This window comes from Streptomyces sp. NPDC086989 (assembly GCF_044745505.1).
Taxonomy (GTDB): Bacteria; Actinomycetota; Actinomycetes; order Streptomycetales; family Streptomycetaceae; genus Streptomyces.
The window spans coordinates 128,844-147,574 of sequence record NZ_JBIVAL010000007.1 but is presented as its reverse complement, the minus strand read 5'-3'; the positions used below and the strand labels follow the sequence as shown (position 1 = coordinate 147,574).

Sequence of the window (18,731 nt, the reverse complement as noted above, 5' to 3'; positions counted from 1 at the left end):
CCAAGGGAGGGAGGTCGGATGACGGGGCGGCTCAGATCTTGACGGCTCCCTCGCCCACTCCCCTGAAGAAGAAACGCTGGAGGGCGAAGAAGAGCAGCATCATCGGCAGGAGCGCCGCCATCGCACCGGCGGCGATGATCCGCTGGTCGTTGGTGGTGGTGGCGCCGGCCAGGGTCTTGAGGCCCAGTTGGAGGGTGTAGTGGTCGCTGTCGGTGAGCACCAGCAGGGGCCACAGGAAGTCGTCCCAGGCGCCCATGAAACTGGTGATGCAGACGACGGCCAGGGCTCCCTTGGCCGCGGGGAGGAAGAGGCGGGTGAACCGGGTCCACTCATCGGCGCCGTCGAGGACGGCGGACTCCTCCACCTCCCGGGGCACGGCGAGGAAGGCCGACCGCATGATCATGATGTTGAGGACGGAGACCGCACCGGGGAGCCACACGCCGATGAGGGTGTCGACCAGGCCCATCTCGCGGACCGTCAGGAACATCGAGATCATCACGGACTCGAAGGGGAACATGAGGGTGGCCACCAGCACCGTGAAGACGGTCCTGCGGCCCTTCCACCCGGCCCGGGAGAGGGCGTACCCGCCCATCGCCGCGAACAGCGTGTTCGAGGCGATCGAGAGGACGGCCACCACCAGCGTGTTGCCGACGTACCGGAGCAGCGGGAACGACTCAGCGACCAGGAGGTAGTTGTCGAGGGTGGGCTCCGAGGGCAGCACGCCGTCGTAGACGTTCTCGGTGCGGCCGCGGATCGAGGTCAGGAACTGCCAGACGATCGGCCCGAGCATCACGACGAGCATCAGGACCAGCGTGGCGTACCGGGCGGCGAGCCCGATCCGCCGGCGCCCGCGCCCGGCGGTGGCGCTCACCGCTCGTCCCCCTTCGACAGGCGCCGGCCCAGCAGGCTGAAGACCAGCGTCAGCAGGAACAGCAGGATCGAGATCGCCGAGGCGTAGCCGGTCTCGCCGGAGAAGCCGAGGCCGACCTGGCGGATCAGGAAGGGCAGGGTGCGGGCGCCGCCGCCGGGGCCGCCGCTCTCGCCGCCGAGGATGTAGATCTCGGTGAAGACGCGCAGTGCGGAGATCGCGGAGAGCGTGCCGACCAGCAGCATCATCGGCTTTACCTGGGGGACGGTGATGCTGAAGAAGCGGCGGACCGGGCCGGCGCCGTCGAGGGCGGCGGCCTCGTGGAGGGAGGGCGGCACGTTCCCGAGGGCGGCGAGGTAGAACACCATGTAGTAGCCGAGGCCCTTCCACACGGTCACGATCATCGCGGAGACCAGCAGCATGGTGCTGTCCGTCAGGAACGGGACCGGCTCCGAGACGATGCTCAGCTTGCGGAACACGGTGTTGACGAGCCCGTCGCTGCGCAGCACCCACTGCCAGATCAGGCCGACGACCACGGCCGAGGCGATCACCGGCGTGTAGAAGGCGGAGCGGAAGAACCCGATCCCGGGGACCTTCGCCTGGACGAGTACGGCCAGGGCGAGCGGGAGGAGGACGAGGCACGGCACGACGACCACGAGGTAGAGGACGCTGTTGCCGGTCGCGACCCAGAAGTCGGGGTCGGCGAAGGCCCGCGCGTAGTTGGCGAAGCCGACGAACGTGCCGCCGCGCAGGATCTGGGCGTCGGTGAACGACAGGATGACCGTGTTGACGAACGGCCAGAGGCTGAAGAGCGCCACCATCACCAGGCCGGGGGCGAGGAAGAGGTACGGGGTCCACCACGTGCGGTGGACCAGCCCGGTCTCGGCCTCCATGGCCGCCAGGGCCCTGCGGCGGCGTCGCCGGGCCGTCCGGCCGCCGGGGGCGGCTGCGGCGGGCGCGACGCGCGTCATTTGCGCGCCGACTTGGCGAGCAGCTGGTTCGCCTCCTCCTGGGCCTTGCGTACGGCCGTCTTCGGGTCCTGGTCGCCCTGGATCGCCTTCTGCATCTCGCGGACCACCGCGTCGCCCACCTGGTTGGTCCACTGGACCGGTGTGTTGGCGTCGAGCGCGGCGCTCTTCAGCTGCTCGGCTCCGACCGCGCGGGCCACCGTCTCGGCGTCCTTTCCGTCGCCCCGGTCCGCGAAGCGCGGATCGGCCAGGCCCCGGGCGTTGGACGGATAGATGGTCGCGTTCTTGGAGAACTCGACCTGGTTGGGGCCGTTGGTGACCCATTTGGCGAACTCGGCGGCCGCGTCGAGGTGCTTGGTGTCCTTCTTGACGCCGAGTGACTGGGCGTAGATGCCGATGTGGCCGAGCGTGCCGGTGACGGCGCCGGCGACCCGGGTGCCCGCGTAGACCTGCGGCGCGTTCTGCTTGATGTCCTTGACGAAGCCCGGGGAACCGGGGCCGAAGACGAGTCTGCCGCCGCCGTAGAGCTGGTTGATGTCGTCGGACTTGAGGAGCGACTCCTTGGGCATGGCACCCTTGGCGTACAGGTCCTTCATCCGCTCGACCCACTCGACGGCCTTGGGGGTGTCGAAGACGAACCGGTCCTGCTGCTCGTTCAGGATTGGTACGCCCATCTTCTGCCAGTCCCCCGGCAGCCGGCCCTTGGGATCGGCCATGAAGGCGGAGTAGCGGCCCCCCGACGCGGCGGCGATCCTGTCGGCGTAGTCGAAGAACTGCTCGACGGTGGTCGGCGGCTTCGCCGGGTCTAGGCCGGACCTCTCGAACAGCTCCCTGTTGTAGGTGAGGATCTCCGGGGTCACGTACCAGGGGTAGGCGTACACGCCGTCGCCCTTGCCGGGGAGCTTGAACTGCTCCCAGGAGCCGGGGACGTACTCCCCGGCGACCTCCGGGTCGAGCCGCGCGACGTCGGCGAGCAGGCCGCGGTCGCCGAGGAGCTGGAAGGAGTCGGTGGAGAGGTTGACCACGTCGGGGAGGGCGCCGGCCTGCGCGTCGGCGACGAGCTTCTCGTTGTAGCCGTCGCCGGGCACGTCCTCCCATCTGACCTTGACCTCGGGGTACTTCTCCTCGAAGGCGTCGATGACGCCCTGGACGTAGGACGTGAACTTGGGCTTGAGCTGGAGGGTGCGGAAGGTGATCTCACCGGCCACCTTGCCGCTCTTCCTGGCCTCCGGCACGTCTGCGGCGCCGCCGCTCACTCCGCAGGCGCAGACCGGGAGCAGCATGCCGGCCACGAGTGTGGTGAGGGCAGTGCGGATCACGTTCGAACGGGTCATCGTCGCCGCCTTCAGAGGGAGTTCCGGCCTCGCTGCCGGAGCGCGCAGCCCACGCTGACCGCACATCGCGATCGCGTCAATGCGGCCGAAGTCGGGATGGGCGGGTACCCGTGGGTGGCACATCCCGGCAAGGGGCGGACGGGCAGACGGAAGTCGCCCAGTCAATACCGCACCGACCTGCACTGATGCGCTTTAGTCAATAACCGGCCAACGGCGATATCGATTCCATAACGAACGTCCTCCGGCGTCAGATGTTGACTTCTTATCACTGGTTGAAACAGCCGCGTACTAATGCGGTTTACCTCCACTGCGCCGGAAAAGCCCGTTGCGTGCTCGCGTGCTGGGCACACCCGCGACGCGCCCGGACGGCCCCACGGACCACGGACCGCGAACCGACGCACGGACCCACGAACCGACGCGCCGCCCGCAACGACGATCGTTGCGGGCGGCGAAGACTTTGGAGGACGGCGCGCGGTCCCCGCACCTTGCGAAGGTCTGGGTGTCAACAGATCTGCAAGGTACGGAGGAACGGACGTGGCACAGCGCAAGGGCTGTCTGATCGGCTGTGGAGTGGTGCTGGTGCTCGGCCTCGCGGGCGTCGCGGCACTCGTCTTCGGCGTCGGGAAGGTCGTCGACGCCGCCGGCAAGACCATGCTCGAACCCGAGGTCTACCGGTCGGTCAACGTCGGCGACCCGGAGGACGCGGTCCGCGCCAGGATGCCCTCCGGCGAGAGCTTCATCAAGGCGGCCCTGAAGGAGGGCGGCCCGGCCGAACCGGCGGGCAGCGTCTGCTCCTGGTACATCTCGGCCGCGGACGCCAAGGGCGGCGACGAGACCGTGTACCGCTTCTGCTTCAAGGACGGCAAGCTGGCGGACAAGGCCGAGTACCCGATGAAGTGACGGCCGGGCGACCGCGGCGGTTCGTCGGGGGACGGGCCGGCGCCGGCCGGTCCGCGTCAGTGCTCGGGGGCCGTCAGGTCCGCCGGGTCGGTGTTCGCGCCGCACAGGATGACGGCCACCCGCTCCCCCGGCGGCTCGGGGGTGCTGCGCAGCGCCGCCAGGGCCGTGGCCGCGCCCGCTTCCACCACGATCCGGTGCTCCTCCCACAGTGCGCGCCGGGCCGCGGTGATCGCCCCGTCCGGGACGAGGACGGACCGTACGTTCTTCTCCTGGGCTGCGGCCAGCGCGGCCGCGGAGACGCGGGTGGCGCCCAGCGAGTCGGCGGCGACCGAGTCCACGGTGACGTCGACGGGCCGGCCCGCCTCCAGGGCGGCGTTCAGGGCCCGGCAGTTCTCCGGCTCGGCGGCGATCACCCGTACGCCGTGCTCGCGGGCCGCCGCGGCGACACCGGCGAACAGCCCGCCACCGCCGACCGCGACGACCACGGCGTCCAGGCCGGGCAGCCCGGCCCGGATCTCGTCCAGCAGCGTCCCTGCGCCCGCGGCGATCAGCGGGTGGTCGTAGGCGTGGCTGCTCAGCGCTCCGCTCGTCGCCGCGAACTCCTCGCACGCGGCCAGCGCTTCGGCGTACCGCTCGCCGACGAGCCGTACGTCGGCCCCGTAGCCGCGCAGCCGTTCCACCTTCACGCGGGGCGCGTTGACGGGCAGGAACACGGTGGCGGGGACGGAGTGCGCGCGGGCCGCCCAGGCGCAGGCGAGGCCGGCGTTGCCACCGGAGGCGATGGTGACGCCCGCGGCGGGCAGGGCGGCGGCGTCGCGGTGGGCGGCCAGGAAGTTGTGGGCGCCGCGGGCCTTGAAGGAGCCGGTGTGCTGGAGGTGCTCCAGCGCGTACCAGACGCCTTCGGCGGCAGGTGCGACGGCGACCGGGCGGACCGCCCCGGACAGCCGGCCGGCGGCGGCGCGTACGGCGGCGTAGTCGAGCAGCTTTTCCATGGCGGGGTCCCCTTCGAGCGGCTTCATGCGGCGGCGGGCCGGTTGGCCTCGATCAGCTGGCGCAGGGCGCCGTAGTACACCTCGTGGTCGGTCAGGGCGGGCAGTACGTCGGCCAGCCCGCCGGAGAGCACGGGGAACCGCTCCGGTTCCAGCGCGGCCAGGGCCGCCCGCGACGCGGCGGTGGCGCCCGCCGGATCGCGGTGGTCCACGAAGGCGGCGCTGCCGAGGGTGAGCAGGTACATGCGGCGGTAGGCGGTCATGGCCTCGGCGGGGGTCATCCCGGCGGCCGTGCTGTCGGCGAGCGCGGGCTCGACCAGCCGGGCCAGCAGCCGGCGGCCGAGCCAGGGCCGCCCGCCGCGGAGCACCAGCAGGCCGGGGTGCGCGGTGAGCAGCCGGTAGAGGGCGGTGAACCGCTGTTCGGTGGCCTCGGCCCAGCCGGTGCCGGCCGGGATCTCGGGCAGTTGGCCGGCGAGGTGCTCGGTGCAGAGGTCGAGGAGTCCGGCGAGGTCGGTGCACCGGCGCTGGACGGTGGCGTGGGAGACCTCCAGCCGGTCGGCGAGGGCACGGAAGCTCAGCGCGTCGGGACCTTCCTCGTCGATCAGGCGCAGGGCGGCGACGGCGATCGCGTCGGGCGTGGCACGGTCCAGGGCGGCTGATCTCCTCGGCATGAGATACAACGTATCAGACGCTGGAACATACGACGTATCACACTTCGGCTGCCTGCTGCGCCCCCTCACCGCGTCCCCGATCGTGTGACGTCGACTACGGCCATATTGCTGGTCATTGAGCCATAACCATCGACTTATGTTGACAGTGAGTAGTCGCACCGCTGCACTGAGCGCACTGCAGCCCCACCTCAAGGAGTCTCCGTGCCGCCTCGCCTGCGTGCGTCGCTCCCCTGCCTGACCGCGGCCGCCCTGCTCGCCTTCTGCCTCTCCTCCGCCCCCGCAGCCGCCGAGCCCCACGCGACCTCGGACACCCCCCTCGCGCTCACGCCGCCGATGGGCTGGAACAACTGGGCGCACTACATGTGCGACATCGACGAGGCCAAAGTGGTCGCGAACGCCGACGCGCTGGTCTCCAGCGGCCTCGCGGCCAAGGGGTACGACACGGTGACCGTCGACGACTGCTGGATGACCAAGAGCCGGGACGCGGACGGCAGCCTGGTCGTCGACACGCAGAAGTTCCCGCACGGCATGGCCTGGCTCGGCACACACCTGCACTCCAAGGGCCTGAAGTTCGGCATCTACGAGGACGCCGGCTCCCTCACCTGCGAGCGCTACCCGGGCAGCGGCTCCCCCGAAGGCGGCGGCCCCGACCACTACGCCCAGGACGCCCGGCAGTTCGCGTCGTGGAAGGTCGACTACGTCAAGATGGACGGGTGCAACCTGTGGGTGCCGCCCGGCACGACGAAGGAGCAGGCGTACCGCGACGCGTACGGCGCCGTCGCCGCGGCCCTGCGCGGCAGCGGCCGTGACATGGTGCTGTCCGCCTCGGCCCCCGCCTACTTCCAGCAGGGCGAATGGGGCGGCTCCGACTGGCACAAGGTCCTCGGATGGGTCGGCGAGAGCGGCCAGCTGTGGCGCGAGGGCAAGGACATCAAGGTCTACAACGCGGCCGCTCCCGCCACCTCCCGGTGGAGCTCGGTGCTGGGCAACTACGGCTACAACCGCTGGCTCGGCCGCTACGCCGGCCCGGGCAACTGGAACGACCCCGATTTCCTGATCGCGGGCGCGCCGGGGCTGACCGAGGCCGAGAGCCGCAGCCAGGTGGGGCTGTGGGCGATGATGGCGGCGCCGTTCATCCTGTCCTCCCAGGTCTCCGAGCTGACCCCGGCCGGGCTGGCCGCCCTGGGCAACACCGACCTGATCGCGCTGGACCAGGACCCAATGGGCCGCCAGGGCGCGGTGCTCTCCGCGAACGCCACCTTCGAGGTGCTGGCCCGGCCGCTGGCGAACGGGGACCGCGCCGTCGCCGTGCTCAACCGCTCCGGCAGCACCCGTGACATCTCCGTGCCGCTCTCCGACATCGGTCTGACCGCGTGCACGGTCGACGCCAAGGACCTGTGGAGCGGCAGGAGCACCGAGGTCTCCACCTCCCTGACGGGCAGGCTGGCCGCGCACGACACGGCGGTCTGGCGGCTCGCGCCGCGCGAAGGGTGCGGCGCCGCCGTGCCCACCGGGCAGATCACCGGCAACGGCGCGCAGTGCGCCGACGGGGTCAACACCACCGGCGTGGGCGCGGTGGTCATGGCGCCGTGCACCGCGGGCGCCGACCAGCGCTGGGTCCTCGGGCCGGACTCCACCGTGCGGCTGACCGGTGAATGCCTGTCGGCGGGCCTGAACGGCTCCGTGGAGACGGCGGACTGCGCGCCCGGGGAACCCGGCCAGAGCTGGACTCACCGCCGGGACGGGGCCCTGGTCGAGGACGTGAGCGGGATGTGCCTGACGGCTCCCGCCGCGGCCGCGACCCCGGACGCCCCGGCCGAGCGGCTGAAGCTGGCCGAGTGCGGCGACCACCGGGTCGACCAGGCCTGGTCCCTGCCGGTCTGAGGCCGCACCGGGGCTGCCGTCCGGCCACGGCCGGGGACGGCAGCCCCGGTCAGGGCGGAACCGCCCGCCCGGCACCCGGCGTACGGCGGTACGCGGGGGGCTGCACCCGGCGCCCGGACGGCAGCCCCGCTGAGGGCCGCACCACCGGGCCCGGAAGCCACCCGCGGGCGGGGCCGCCGGCCCCGGAGCCCGCGCCAGGAGCCGCCGGCCCGGCTGGGACCCGTACGACCGTCCCCAGCGCGGGACCGGGACCGGACCCGCACGGCGGACCCCGCCGCACACCCTGCGGCGGCCACGGCCGCCGACGCGGACCCGGTCGCAGGACGTGCCCCGGGTCGTCGGCCGGCCGGGCCCGCGGCACACAGCCCCCGGGCCCGCACGGGGCCCGCATCGAAACACGGATCGGTGATGCGACGGATGACGATCTCCTCGACCCGGCGGCGCGCACGGCTGCGCCGCCGGGTCGCCCTCGCCACCCTGGTGGCCCTGCTCGGCGCCGGCTCCCCCGCGCTGGCCGGCGTGGCCGAAGTGGCCGACGTGGCCGGCGTACGAGGCCGCGCGCCCGCGCCCGTACCGGACGGCCCAGGAGGCCTGCCCGACGCGGCCGGCGCATCGGCGCCCGTACCCGGCGGCCCGCGCGGGACGGCCACGCGGCCGGGCTCCCCCGGCTCGGCCGACGCCCCGGCCCCCCGGGCTTTCGACACGGGTCCCGCACGGGCCGCGCTGGAGCGGCTGCTGCCGCGCCACGCCGCCCAGTTCACCTTCGTGCCCGAACCGGCCGACGCCGGGGCCGACCGGTTCACCGTGTCCGGGGCGGCGGGCGCGATCACCGTGCGCGGATCCAGCGGGGCCACCCTGCTGACCGGCGTCGGCTGGTACCTCCAGCACGTCGCCGGGGCCGACATCGGCTGGCCCGGCGACAGCATCGGGATGCTGCCGGCGCGGCTGCCCGCGGTCCCCGCGCCGGTCACCCGCAGTGCGCTCGTCCCGCACCGGTACGCCCTCAACGACACCGACGACGGCTACTCGGGCGCGTACCGCACCTTCGAGCAGCACCAGCGGCAGATCGACCTGCTCGCCCTGCACGGCATCAACGAGGTGTTCGTCCAGGCCGGCGCCGAGTACCCGTACTACCGGGCCCTCCAGGGCTTCGGCTACTCCGCCGCCGAGCTGCGCGAGTGGATCCCCGGCCCCGGGCACCAGAGCTGGTGGCTGCTGCAGAACCTGAGCGGATTCGGCGGCCCGGTCTCCGAACGGCTCCTGGAGGAACGCGCCGAACTGGGCGGGAGGATCGCCGAGCAGCTGCGCGGGCTCGGCATGACCCCGGTGCTGCCCGGCTACTTCGGCACGGTCCCGCCGGGGTTCGCCGCCCGCAACCCGGGCGCGAGGACGGTGGCGCAGGGCGACTGGGCGGGTTTCGACCGGCCCGACTGGCTGGACCCCACCACCCCGGTCTTCGGGAGGCTCGCCGCCGCCTACTACGCGGAGCAGCGCGCCGTGTTCGGGGACAGCGCGATGTACCGGATGAGCCCGCTGCACGAGGGTGGGACGGCGGGCACCGTCGACGTGAAGGCGGCGGCAGGCGCCGTCCAGTCGGCGCTGCACGCCGCGCACCCGGGCGCGACGTGGGCGGTGCTGGGCTGGCAGGACAGTCCCAAGGCGGAGCTGCTCGCCGGGGTGGACACCTCGAAGCTGCTGATCCTGGACGGGCTCTCCGACCGGTACAACCGCCTGGACCGAGAGACGCGCTGGGGCGGGGCCCCGTACGCGATGGGCACGATCTACAACTTCGGCGGGCACACCACCATCGGCGCGAACACCTCGGTGTGGATCGAGCGGTTCGGCCCCTGGCGTGCCAAGTCCAACAGCGCACTGAAGGGCATCGCGTACCTGCCGGAGGCCACCGGCACCAACCCGGCCGCCTTCGACCTGTTCACCGATCTCGCCTGGGAGCCCGGGACGATCGACCAGCGCACGTGGTTCGCCGACTTCGCGGGCCGCCGCTACGGGCGGCCCGACAAGGAGGCGGCGGCCGCCTGGGAGGAGCTGCGCAAGGGCCCCTACAGCACCTCCTCGGGCCTGTGGTCGGAGTCCCAGGACAGCCTGTTCACCGCCCGGCCGAGCCTGACCGCGGTGGGCGCGGCGTACTGGAGCCCCAAGTCGATGCGGTATCCGGCCGACGGGGTGCGCCGGGCTCTGGACCACCTGCTGAAGGTGGATCCGAAACTGCGCGGCTCCAGCGCGTACCGCTTCGACCTGGTCGACACCGCTCGGCAGGCCCTCGCCAACCACTCGCGGGTGCTGCTGCCGAGGATCAAGGCGGCCTACGAGGCCAAGGACCTGACGAAGTTCCGCGAGCTGACCGGGCAATGGCTGGACGCTGAGCGGCAGTTGGACGCCGTCACCGGCTCGGACCCGAACTTCCTGCTCGGCGACTGGATCTCCGCGGCCCGCTCCTGGGGTGCGGACGAGGCCGAGCGGGACCGTAACGAGTACGACGTCCGCTCGATCCTGAGCGTCTGGGGCCGGCGCAGCACCAGCGAGGGCGGTTTCCTGCACGACTACGCGAACCGCGAATGGAGCGGGCTGATCGGCGAGTTGTACGCCCCCCGGTGGGCGGCCTACTTCGGGGTGCTGGAGGAGTCGCTGGTGAAGCGGGTGGCGCCCCGGGAGATCGACTGGCACGCCTTCGAGGAGGACTGGGCCCGGCGCACCACCCGCCATCCGAGCGGGGCGAACGGCCCCCAGGGCGATCCGCACGCCCTTGCCACGGGCATCGCCTCGGCCCTGAAGTCGGCTGAGGGGTCCGCCCACTGACCCTTTACACCACCCGGAGCGGTGACGGTCGGACCATGCGAGGGCCGTCACCTGCCCGTGGGAATCCCGGTACCCGTGAGGGGGAGAAGACCGCCGGTGGTTCGACGCGTGGGAGGCGCACTCGGTTGACTGGCCCGGAAACGAGCCATGAGGGGCGGCCGTCGGAACATCCGGCGGCCGCCCCTTCCGACGCCGTGACGGCACGACGCCCGCAGGAGTGCACCGAGCATGTCCCAGGACACCCCGCCCGCCGAGGACCGCACCCCGCCCATGACCCTGGAGCTGCTGACGCTCCTCGCCGCCGGGATCGCGGACCTGGCGCTCGACCAGTTAGGACGGTCCGCCGACCGGGCCCAGGACGTACCGCGCCGCTCCGACCTGCGTGACCTGCTCACGGACGGGGTCGTGGAACTGCGCAAGCGCGGCGAGCTGGCCACCCGACGGGCGGCCGCGGGAGCCGAGAACCACCTGGAGACCGTGGCCCGGCGGGCCGCCGAACGGGTCGCCTCCGAGGGCCACCCCCGTGCATGACCGGGCCGGCGTCGGGGAGCGCACCACCCGGGTGCGGGTCGGGCAGGCCGGCGAACTCCAGCCGCCGTCGGCACAGTTGTGGCGCCCGACGGAGCGGCGTCACCATGCTCACGCGGTCCGTCACCACCCCCGGGGCCCCTGCCGGCCCCGTCGCACTGGCCCGAACGGGGGCCAACGGGCGCGGCCGGGGCGCAGTGCGGCACGGGGCGGCCCTCGCCGGAGTCACACTGGATGCGGCGGGCGGGGTCCCTCCCCGTCCGGTCCCCCCGGCGGACGGTGGCTGCGCATGACCGGTGTGAAGGCGGACCCGGGGCGGCGGCGCCACATCCTGGGCGGCGCCGTCTGCGGGCTGGTCGCTGCCTGTGCGGGGCTGGCCGTGGCGGAGCTGGCGTCGGCGGCCGTCCGGCCCGAGGCCTCCCCGGTCACCGCGGTCGGCGGGGTCGTCGTCGACCGTACGCCGGTGGGTGTCAAGGAATGGGCGATCAGGGAGTTCGGCACCGCCGACAAACTGCTGCTGGCCCTCGGGATCGTCGTCGTCCTGGGCGCGGTGGCCGCCCTGGCCGGGGTGCTCGCCGTACGGCACCTGCCCGCCGGGATCGCGCTCGCCGGCGGTTTCGGGCTGGTCGGGGCGGTGGCCGCGCTCAGCCGCCCGGAGGCGTCCTGGCGCGATGCACTGCCGTCGCTGATCGGCGGGCTGGTCGCGGCCGGGGTGCTGTACCTGCTGGTCGTCGCGCTGACCCGGCCGCGTCCGGTGGGTGCGCCGCCGGGCGGGGGGTGGTCGATGGACCGGCGCGGGTTCGGGCGGCTGGTCGCCGCGGTCCTCGTGGCCTCGGCCGGGATCGGGTACGCCGGGCGGCGGCTCGGCGCGTACGGCTCGGCGGGGGCCACGGCCTCGCGGGCGGACCTGGTCCTGCCGGAGCCCGCCGTCGCGGCGCCGCCCGTTCCGCCAGGTACGCAGCTGCACGTACCGGGGATTTCCCGTTTCGTCACCCCCGACCGGGACTTCTACCGGGTGGACACCGCGCTGGTCGTGCCCCGGGTGGACGCGGACACGTGGCGGCTGCGCATCCGCGGGGAGGGCGTCACGAGGCCGCTGGAGCTCGGGTTCCGGGAGCTGCTGGCCCGCCCGCTCGTCGAGCACGACATCACCCTGTGCTGCGTGTCGAACGAGGTCGGGGGCCCGTACGTGGGCAATGCCCGGTGGCTCGGCGTGCGCCTGGCCGACCTGCTGCGCGAGGCGGGCGTCAGGCCGCCCTCACGGGGCGGTCCGGCCGATCAGCTGGTGGCGCGTTCGGTGGACGGGATGACGCTCGGCACGCCCGTCGAGACGGTCATGGACGGCCGGGAGGCGCTGCTCGCCGTGGGCATGAACGGCGAGCCGCTGCCCTTCGCGCACGGCTTCCCCGTGCGGATGGTCGTACCGGGCCTGTACGGGTACGTCTCGGCGTGCAAGTGGCTGACGGAGCTGCGGCTGACGACGTTCGCGGAGTACGACGCGTACTGGGTGCGCCGGTCGTGGGCGGCGCAGGGCCCGGTCAAGACGCAGTCCCGGATCGACACCCCGCGCCCGTCCGCCGAGCCGCGGGAGGGGCCGGTCCCGGTGGCGGGGGTGGCATGGGCGCAGCACCGCGGGATCGCCCGGGTGGAGGTACGGGTGGACGGGGGCCCGTGGCAGGAGGCCCGGCTCGGGGCGGCTGACGGCAACGACACCTGGCGCCAGTGGGTGTGGACGTGGGAGGCGACCCCCGGCGCGCACACGCTGGAGGTCCGCGCCACGGACGGCACGGGCGCCGTACAGACGGGGGTGCGCACCGCAACCGTGCCGGACGGGGCGACCGGGTGGCACTCGGTTGCGGTGCGTGTCCGTCCGGCGTCCGGCGCCCAGGAGGAAGGCATGATGCCGACATCCCGGGAATCCGCCCCGCACGTCAGGAGCCGGTCTTCGTGGAGCTGACCAGTACGTCGTTCCTCGTGACGCTGATCGCGGTCACCGTGCTCGCCATGCTCGGCGCGCTGCTGCTGTGGAACCGGGTTCCGGGCCCCGGGTGGGTGCGCTGGCCCGTGCGGGTGCTGATGATCGCGTTGTGCCAGCTGACCGCCATCGCGGTGATCGCGACCTGGATCAACGGCAGCTACGGCCTGTACTCCTCGTGGGACGACCTGCTGGGCACGGAGACCGCACAGACCGCGTCGGCGATGACCGGGCCGCCGCCGGGCCGGGCGAAGTTCACCCAGGGCGGCGACGGTACGCAGATCACCTATTTCCGCGGCTCGCATTCGAAACTCGCCGGGCAGGTGATCGTGTGGACCCCGCCCGAGTACCGGGCCCCGGGAGCGGAGAAGACCCGGTTCCCGGTGCTGGTGCTGCTGCACGGGTACCCGGGTTCGCCCCGCACCTGGATCGACCTGGGCAGCATGCCGGGGACGCTGGCGCAGTTGGTCCGGGTGGGCGCCGCGCACCCGTTCATCGTCGTGATCCCGGAGATCTACCCGGGCGGGGTGAACACCGACTGCAGCGACACGCCGACGCGGAAGGTCGCCAGCTGGCTCGCGCAGGACGTGCCGGACCTGGTCTCGAAGAACTTCCGGACCCTGCGCGAGCCCGGCGGCTGGGGGCTGATGGGCGTGTCGACGGGGGCGTTCTGCGCGGTCAAGCTGCCGTTGCAGTACCCGAAGGTGTACCGGGCGGGCGCGGCGCTGGACCCGGATCCGCTGGCCGGGGACCCGGAGGTGCTGACCGATCCGGTCCTGCGGGAGCGCAACAGCCCGTTGTGGCTGGTCCGGCGGGCGAAACGGGCCGACGTCGGGCTGTTCCTGGCCACTTCCGCACAGGACAGGGACAGCCCGCCGCAGCAGCTGGAGACGTTCGCCCGGGCCGCCGCGGGCAGCGGGGTCAGGGTCAGGACCCTCGTCCGGCCTGCCGGCGGCCACAACTTCCAGACCTGGACCGGGATGTACCCGGACGCGCTGGGCTGGCTGAGCACCGAGCTCCCGCCGCCCGGTGACGGCGGGGGCCGGTGACGGCGGGGGCGGGACCCGCGGTCGGCTACGACACCGCCTACGACGAGGCGTACCGCCATGACTGCCTGAACAGGTGGCCTACGGCCTGCCGAGGCGGACCGGGAGCGATTCGACGCTGTTGCCGATGAAGCTGCGCTGGTGCGGGAGTTCTTGCTCCGGTACCGCCAGGTCGAGGTCCGGGAAGCGGGTGAAGAGCCGCTCCAGGGCGATGGTGGCCTCCAGGCGGGCGAGCGGGGCGCCGACGCAGTAGTGCGCGCCGTGCCCGAAGGAGAGGTTGCGGGCGGCGGTGGGACGGGTGATGTCGAATCGGTCGGCGTCGGGTCCGTGGAAGGACTCGTCGCGGCCGGCCGCGGTGTAGCCGGCCAGCACCGGGGTGCCCTGCGGGATCACGGTTCCGTCGACGGTGAGGTCGCGGGCGGGATAGCGGAAGGGGAACCAGCTGACCGGGCCGTCCCAGCGCAGGGTCTCGTCCACCACGTCGGACCAGGTGGCCTTGCCCTCCTGGACCAGGGCGAGCTGGTCGCGGTGGGTACACAGGGCGCGCACGGCGTTGCTGATCAGGTTGAGGGTGGTCTCGTGTCCCGCGACGAGCATCAGGCGCATGGTGCCGATGAGTTCGGCCTCGCTGAGCCGGTCGCCGTCGCCCTCGCGTGCGGCGATCAGCGCGCTGGTGAGGTCCTCGCCCGGCTCCTCCCGGCGGGCGGCGGCGATGGTGCCCATCAGCTCGACGAGTTCCCGTACGGCGGCCATCGCCTCGGCCGGCGTGGTGTCGGTCGCGATGATCACCGTGTTGGACAGCCGGTGCAGCCGCCCGCGGTGCTCGGGGTCCACGCCGAGCAGTTCGCAGATGACGCTCATCGGCAGCGGCAGCGCGAAGTGGGTGCGCAGGTCGGCGACCCCGTCGGGGGCTTCGGCGGCCGCCCGGCCGAGGTCGTCGAGCAGGTCGGCGGTCAGCTGCTCGATGCGCGGACGCAGCCGCTCCACCTGGCGGGCGGTGAAGGCGTTGCCGACGAGGGAGCGCAGCCGGCGGTGGTCGGCACCGTCGGCGGTGTGCATGCCCTGGGCGTTGGCGAACACCCGCAGCGGCCAGTCCGGCGCGATGGTGCCGTCGTGCAGGGCGGGGAAGTGCCGGGCGTCCTTGGCCGCGTCGGGGTGGGCGAGGAACTCCTTCAGCGCCTCGTGTCCGAGGACGACCGCTCCGGGCACGCCGCCGGGCAGAACGACGTCCGCCACGGATCCCCCGGCGCGCAGCCGGGCGTTGAGTGCGTGCGGGCAGCCGCCCGCGGGGTCGATGACGTGCGGGCGCGTGGGCGCGATGTCGGGTGACAAGCCGGGGCTCCTGACCGTTAGGACGAATCTCGGCCAACAGTGCGGCCTGGGGGTCGGGTTGGACAAGCCGGTTCCTGGGCTGCGTTCAACGGGCCAGGTGCAGCCGGGTGTGGAAGTACCCCGCCGACTCCTTTCCGGCCGGGTCCTCGCCGAGGGCGGTGACGCCGGCCACCGCGAGCCGCTGTTCCCGGGCGTCGGTGAAGCGCCGCTGGGGCCGGGTGGTGCCGGCCCGCTCGACGGTGAGTCCGTACGACTCCAGGCAGCCGGCGATCGGCCGGTAGTCATGGGTGCGCAGGACGAACGCGGCCACCGGTACGGGCCGGCCGGCCGCGGTGAGCAGCCGGGCGAAGGTGCGTTCGGTGAGGAAGCTGGTGCCGCCCGTGATGGTGATCAGCCCGGTCACGGCGGCGGAGCGCCTCAGCCGCTCTCCCGGCTCGGTTGTCTCCAGGTCGACGCAGTGGCCCTCGTCGAGCAGTCCGACGGCCACCGCGTACTCCAGGGCGGGGCGCGACACGTCGACCCCGACGGCCCGCACGGCGTCCCGGCGGCGCCGGGGGGCGTAGAACTCTCGGTCGGCCAACACCAGTTCGGCGGTGGTCAGACCGGCCGCCCGCGGTGAGGTGTAGTGCGCGTACAGGTCGTCGAGGGACAGGTCGTGGTTCAGGAGGGCGGCGTTGATCCCGTACGAGCAGCAGAGGTCGAGCACCGTGCGCCGCTCCGGGGGGAGTTCGCCGGCCAGGGCGCGGAACACCGGCTGGGCGTGGCCCGGGGTCTGGTATCCGTACGGGCCCAGGCGGCCGAAGTAGCCGCGCGGGTCGGGCAGTCCGTAGATCTCGTCGAAGCTCGTCATTCCGGGGCCGGTCATCGGGTGTACGCCTCCGGGGGTCACGGGCGGGGCTAGGACACCAGTCGTAGCCACCCTGGGGCGGACCCGAAAGGCCGCCGATCCGGCCACCGGTGCGCCGGGCAGCGCGCCGGCCCGACAGGTGACCGGCGCGCCTCGGAGCGGCTTCGGCGGTGGTCGGGGCCTGAGGGATGTCCTGTACACCCCGGTGGATGGCGCGCGGCGTCGGATGCGGTGCACCGCACGGCGGAGGGGCGTCCGCAGAGGGCCCATCCGGGCGTTCCGACAGCGCAGCGAGGTGCCGCAACCGGCGTCGCGCGCCCGCCGGGAATGACGGGACGGCCCTTGGGGCCGGGGCATAGGGTCGGGGCATGGCGGAATCGCGGCGGACTCTCGAAGGCAGGGTGGCCCTGGTGGCCGGGGCGACGCGCGGCGCGGGCCGGGGCATCGCGGTCCAGCTGGGCGCGCAGGGCGCGACGGTGTACGTGACGGGGCGCAGTACGCGCGGCAGCCGTTCCGAGTACGGCCGGCCGGAGACGGTCGAGGAGACGGCGGAGCTGGTCACGGCGGCGGGCGGGCGCGGGATCGCGGTGGTCACCGACCATCTGGTGCCGGGGCAGGTGGAGGCGCTGGTCGGTCGGATCGACGCCGAGCAGGGCCGGCTGGACGTGCTGGTGAACGACATCTGGGGCGGGGAACTGCTCTTCGAGTGGGACAGCCCGGTGTGGGAGCACGACCTGGACAAGGGGCTGCGGCTGCTGCGGCTCGCGGTGGACACCCATGCGGTCACGAGCCATTTCGCGCTGCCGCTGCTGCTGCGCGAGCCGGGCGGGCTGGTGGTGGAGATGACGGACGGTACGGCCGACTACAACGCGAGCCGCTACCGGGTGTCGTTCTTCTACGACATCGCCAAGTCGGCGGTCCTGCGGATGGCCTTCGCGCTCGGGCACGAGCTGGGGTCGCGCGGGGCGACGGCGGTGGCGCTGACGCCGGGCTGGCTGCGCTCGGAGATGATGCTGGACCACTTCGGGGTGACCGAGGCGAACTGGCGGGACGCGCTGGAGAAGGTCCCGCACTTCGCCATCTCCGAGACGCCGTCGTACGTCGGGCGGGCCGTCGCGGCGCTCGCCGCGGACCCGGAGGTGGCGCGCTGGAACGGGCAGTCGCTCTCCAGCGGGCAGCTGGCCGGGGTCTACGGGTTCACCGATCTCGACGGCAGCCGGCCGGACGCCTGGCGGTACATGGTCGAGGTTCAGGACCCGGGCCGCCCGGCGGACACGACCGGCTACCGCTGAGCGGCCCGCCCGGACCGGGGCCGCCGCGGCGGCCGGGCGGGGCGGCTGCGGCGGCCGGCCGAGGCGGCAGTGGCCACCGGGTCCGGCCGGGCGTGGCGGGCGGGCCGGCCGAGGCGGCAGTGGCCGCCGGGTCCGGCCGGGCGTGGCGGGCGGGCCGGCTGTGGCGGCCGGGGCCGGCCGGGCCGTGGGTCCGTGGCGGCCCTCAGGACAGCCGGAGTTCGCGGGCCTCGCCGAGCGGGGCGAAGAACCGCTCCACGGTCTCCTCCGAGACGTCGGCGAGTGCGGGCGGGGACCAGCGGGGGCGGCGGTCCTTGTCGATGACCTGGGCCCGGACGCCCTCCACCAGGTCGGGCGCGCGCAGCGCGTGGCAGGAGACCCGGAACTCCTGCTCCAGCACCCGCTCCAGGGAGCCGAGGCCACGGGCCCGGCGGACGGCGGCCAGGGTGACCTTGAGCGCGGTCGGGGACTTCGCGAGAATCGTTTCGGCGGCCTCCTTCGCGGCCGGGTCGCCCTCGGCCAGCAGCCGCTCCACGGTCTCCTCGACGGTGTCCGCGGCGTGGCAGCGGTCGATCCAGGCCCGCCTCCCAGCCAGTTCGCCCGGCGCGGGCCGCCCGGCGAGGCGCGCCAGCACCTCCGGGGCCGGGGCGCCGGCGAGTTCGGCGGTCAGCTCCGGAAGCCGGGCGGCGGGTACGAAGTGGTCGGCGAGTCCGCACAGCAGGGCGTCGGCCGCCCCCACGGCGGCGCCGGTCAGGGCCAGGTGGGTGCCGAGCTCGCCGGGGGCCCGGGCGAGCAGGTGCGTACCGCCCACGTCGGGGACGAAGCCGATGCCGGTCTCGGGCATGGCGACGCGGGAGCGTTCGGTGACGACGCGCACGCTGCCGTGGGCGGAGAGGCCAACGCCGCCGCCCATCACGATGCCGTCCATCAGGGCCACGTACGGCTTCGGGTAGCGGGCGATCAGCGCGTTCAGCCGGTACTCGTCGCGCCAGAAGTCCTCGGACGCGTCGCCTCCGGCCTTCGCGTCGTCGTGGATGGCCCGGATGTCCCCGCCGGCGCACAGTCCGCGCTCCCCGGCCCCGCGGATGAGGACCTGGGCGACGGCGGGGTCGTGCTCCCAGGCCGTCAGCGCCTCGGTGATCCGCAGCACCATGGGGTGGGTGAGGGCGTTGAGTGCCCTGGGGCGGTTGAGGGTGATCACCCCGGTGTGGCCCTCGGTGGTGAACAGGGCCGTGTCGTCTGCGCCGTCTTCGGTCTTCACACCGGCCAGTATGTAGCGTGCA

The 18,731-nt window shown here is 73.4% G+C and carries 15 protein-coding genes; 7 read left to right on the top strand and 8 right to left on the bottom strand.

Annotation, left to right across the window (positions count from 1 at the left end):
- Nucleotides 1-31: 31 nt before the first annotated feature.
- The 3 genes from ACIPK4_RS18750 to ACIPK4_RS18740 are packed head-to-tail and all read right to left on the bottom strand — an operon-like array spanning nucleotide 32 to nucleotide 3,170.
- On the bottom strand, nucleotides 32-871 hold the full coding sequence (locus ACIPK4_RS18750; RefSeq protein ID WP_402313895.1) for a carbohydrate ABC transporter permease: 840 nt from the start codon (nucleotides 869-871) through the stop codon (nucleotides 32-34).
- Complete coding sequence (locus ACIPK4_RS18745; RefSeq protein WP_402313893.1) at nucleotides 868-1,839, bottom strand: carbohydrate ABC transporter permease; 972 nt, start codon at nucleotides 1,837-1,839, stop codon at nucleotides 868-870. Before ACIPK4_RS18745 ends, ACIPK4_RS18750 begins: the two co-directional genes overlap by 4 nt.
- The gene (locus ACIPK4_RS18740) at nucleotides 1,836-3,170 is read right to left on the bottom strand and encodes an ABC transporter substrate-binding protein (RefSeq protein WP_402313891.1); all 1,335 of its coding nucleotides are present in this window, start codon (nucleotides 3,168-3,170) and stop codon (nucleotides 1,836-1,838) included. The genes ACIPK4_RS18745 and ACIPK4_RS18740 overlap by 4 nt, the downstream gene beginning before the upstream one ends.
- 534 nt (nucleotides 3,171-3,704) lie before the next feature.
- On the opposite strand from ACIPK4_RS18740, the gene ACIPK4_RS18735 reads away from it, so the two are divergent.
- The gene (locus ACIPK4_RS18735) at nucleotides 3,705-4,070 is read left to right on the top strand and encodes a hypothetical protein (protein WP_376200971.1); all 366 of its coding nucleotides are present in this window, start codon (nucleotides 3,705-3,707) and stop codon (nucleotides 4,068-4,070) included.
- Nucleotides 4,071-4,126: 56 nt separating this feature from the next.
- Here the strand turns inward: ACIPK4_RS18735 and ACIPK4_RS18730 are convergent, their stop codons facing one another.
- Both ACIPK4_RS18730 and ACIPK4_RS18725 read right to left on the bottom strand, forming a co-directional pair.
- Nucleotides 4,127-5,062 (bottom strand): serine/threonine dehydratase, encoded by a 936-nt coding sequence (locus ACIPK4_RS18730; protein ID WP_402313889.1) that lies wholly within the window; start codon nucleotides 5,060-5,062, stop codon nucleotides 4,127-4,129.
- Nucleotides 5,063-5,085: 23 nt separating this feature from the next.
- Complete coding sequence (locus tag ACIPK4_RS18725; RefSeq protein WP_402313887.1) at nucleotides 5,086-5,730, bottom strand: TetR/AcrR family transcriptional regulator; 645 nt, start codon at nucleotides 5,728-5,730, stop codon at nucleotides 5,086-5,088.
- 201 nt (nucleotides 5,731-5,931) lie between these two features.
- Between ACIPK4_RS18725 and ACIPK4_RS18720 the strand changes: the two genes are divergently transcribed.
- The 5 genes from ACIPK4_RS18720 to ACIPK4_RS18700 all read left to right on the top strand — a co-directional run bounded on the left by ACIPK4_RS18720 (nucleotide 5,932) and on the right by ACIPK4_RS18700 (nucleotide 13,983).
- Complete coding sequence (locus tag ACIPK4_RS18720; RefSeq protein ID WP_402313885.1) at nucleotides 5,932-7,614, top strand: ricin-type beta-trefoil lectin domain protein; 1,683 nt, start codon at nucleotides 5,932-5,934, stop codon at nucleotides 7,612-7,614.
- Nucleotides 7,615-8,031: 417 nt separating this feature from the next.
- The gene (locus ACIPK4_RS18715; protein WP_402313883.1) at nucleotides 8,032-10,431 is read left to right on the top strand and encodes an alpha-N-acetylglucosaminidase; all 2,400 of its coding nucleotides are present in this window, start codon (nucleotides 8,032-8,034) and stop codon (nucleotides 10,429-10,431) included.
- Nucleotides 10,432-10,659: 228 nt separating this feature from the next.
- Nucleotides 10,660-10,962 (top strand): polyprenyl synthetase, encoded by a 303-nt coding sequence (locus tag ACIPK4_RS18710; RefSeq protein ID WP_402313882.1) that lies wholly within the window; start codon nucleotides 10,660-10,662, stop codon nucleotides 10,960-10,962.
- Nucleotides 10,963-11,248: 286 nt separating this feature from the next.
- Nucleotides 11,249-12,916 (top strand): molybdopterin-dependent oxidoreductase, encoded by a 1,668-nt coding sequence (locus tag ACIPK4_RS18705; protein ID WP_402313880.1) that lies wholly within the window; start codon nucleotides 11,249-11,251, stop codon nucleotides 12,914-12,916.
- Nucleotides 12,907-13,983, top strand: coding sequence for an alpha/beta hydrolase (locus ACIPK4_RS18700; RefSeq protein WP_402313878.1), 1,077 nt, complete (start codon nucleotides 12,907-12,909; stop codon nucleotides 13,981-13,983). Before ACIPK4_RS18705 ends, ACIPK4_RS18700 begins: the two co-directional genes overlap by 10 nt.
- Nucleotides 13,984-14,061: 78 nt before the next feature.
- On the opposite strand, the gene ACIPK4_RS18695 is transcribed toward ACIPK4_RS18700, so the two are convergent.
- Nucleotides 14,062-15,312 carry a cytochrome P450 gene (locus tag ACIPK4_RS18695; protein WP_402313876.1) on the bottom strand — a complete coding sequence of 417 codons (1,251 nt, stop codon included), beginning with the start codon at nucleotides 15,310-15,312 and terminating at the stop codon, nucleotides 14,062-14,064.
- Between the two features lie 85 nt (nucleotides 15,313-15,397).
- On the bottom strand, nucleotides 15,398-16,177 hold the full coding sequence (locus tag ACIPK4_RS18690) for a hypothetical protein (protein WP_402313874.1): 780 nt from the start codon (nucleotides 16,175-16,177) through the stop codon (nucleotides 15,398-15,400).
- A 350-nt stretch (nucleotides 16,178-16,527) separates the two neighbouring features.
- On the opposite strand from ACIPK4_RS18690, the gene ACIPK4_RS18685 reads away from it, so the two are divergent.
- The gene (locus ACIPK4_RS18685; protein ID WP_054221832.1) at nucleotides 16,528-17,451 is read left to right on the top strand and encodes an SDR family oxidoreductase; all 924 of its coding nucleotides are present in this window, start codon (nucleotides 16,528-16,530) and stop codon (nucleotides 17,449-17,451) included.
- Between the two features lie 202 nt (nucleotides 17,452-17,653).
- Here ACIPK4_RS18685 and ACIPK4_RS18680 read toward each other — a convergent pair whose 3' ends face one another.
- A complete protein-coding gene (locus ACIPK4_RS18680) occupies nucleotides 17,654-18,718 on the bottom strand; it encodes an enoyl-CoA hydratase/isomerase family protein (protein WP_402314386.1) in 1,065 nt (354 codons plus the stop codon).
- Nucleotides 18,719-18,731 lie beyond the last annotated feature (13 nt).

Coding starts and splice junctions, on each gene's coding strand:
- ACIPK4_RS18690 (WP_402313874.1), bottom strand. CDS start 16,177: ATGACCGGCCCCGGAATGACGAGCTTCGACGAGATCTACGGACTGCCC.
- ACIPK4_RS18715 (WP_402313883.1), top strand. CDS start 8,032: ATGACGATCTCCTCGACCCGGCGGCGCGCACGGCTGCGCCGCCGGGTC.
- ACIPK4_RS18725 (WP_402313887.1), bottom strand. CDS start 5,730: ATGCCGAGGAGATCAGCCGCCCTGGACCGTGCCACGCCCGACGCGATC.
- ACIPK4_RS18710 (WP_402313882.1), top strand. CDS start 10,660: ATGTCCCAGGACACCCCGCCCGCCGAGGACCGCACCCCGCCCATGACC.
- ACIPK4_RS18730 (WP_402313889.1), bottom strand. CDS start 5,062: ATGGAAAAGCTGCTCGACTACGCCGCCGTACGCGCCGCCGCCGGCCGG.
- ACIPK4_RS18705 (WP_402313880.1), top strand. CDS start 11,249: ATGACCGGTGTGAAGGCGGACCCGGGGCGGCGGCGCCACATCCTGGGC.
- ACIPK4_RS18745 (WP_402313893.1), bottom strand. CDS start 1,839: ATGACGCGCGTCGCGCCCGCCGCAGCCGCCCCCGGCGGCCGGACGGCC.
- ACIPK4_RS18740 (WP_402313891.1), bottom strand. CDS start 3,170: ATGACCCGTTCGAACGTGATCCGCACTGCCCTCACCACACTCGTGGCC.
- ACIPK4_RS18685 (WP_054221832.1), top strand. CDS start 16,528: ATGGCGGAATCGCGGCGGACTCTCGAAGGCAGGGTGGCCCTGGTGGCC.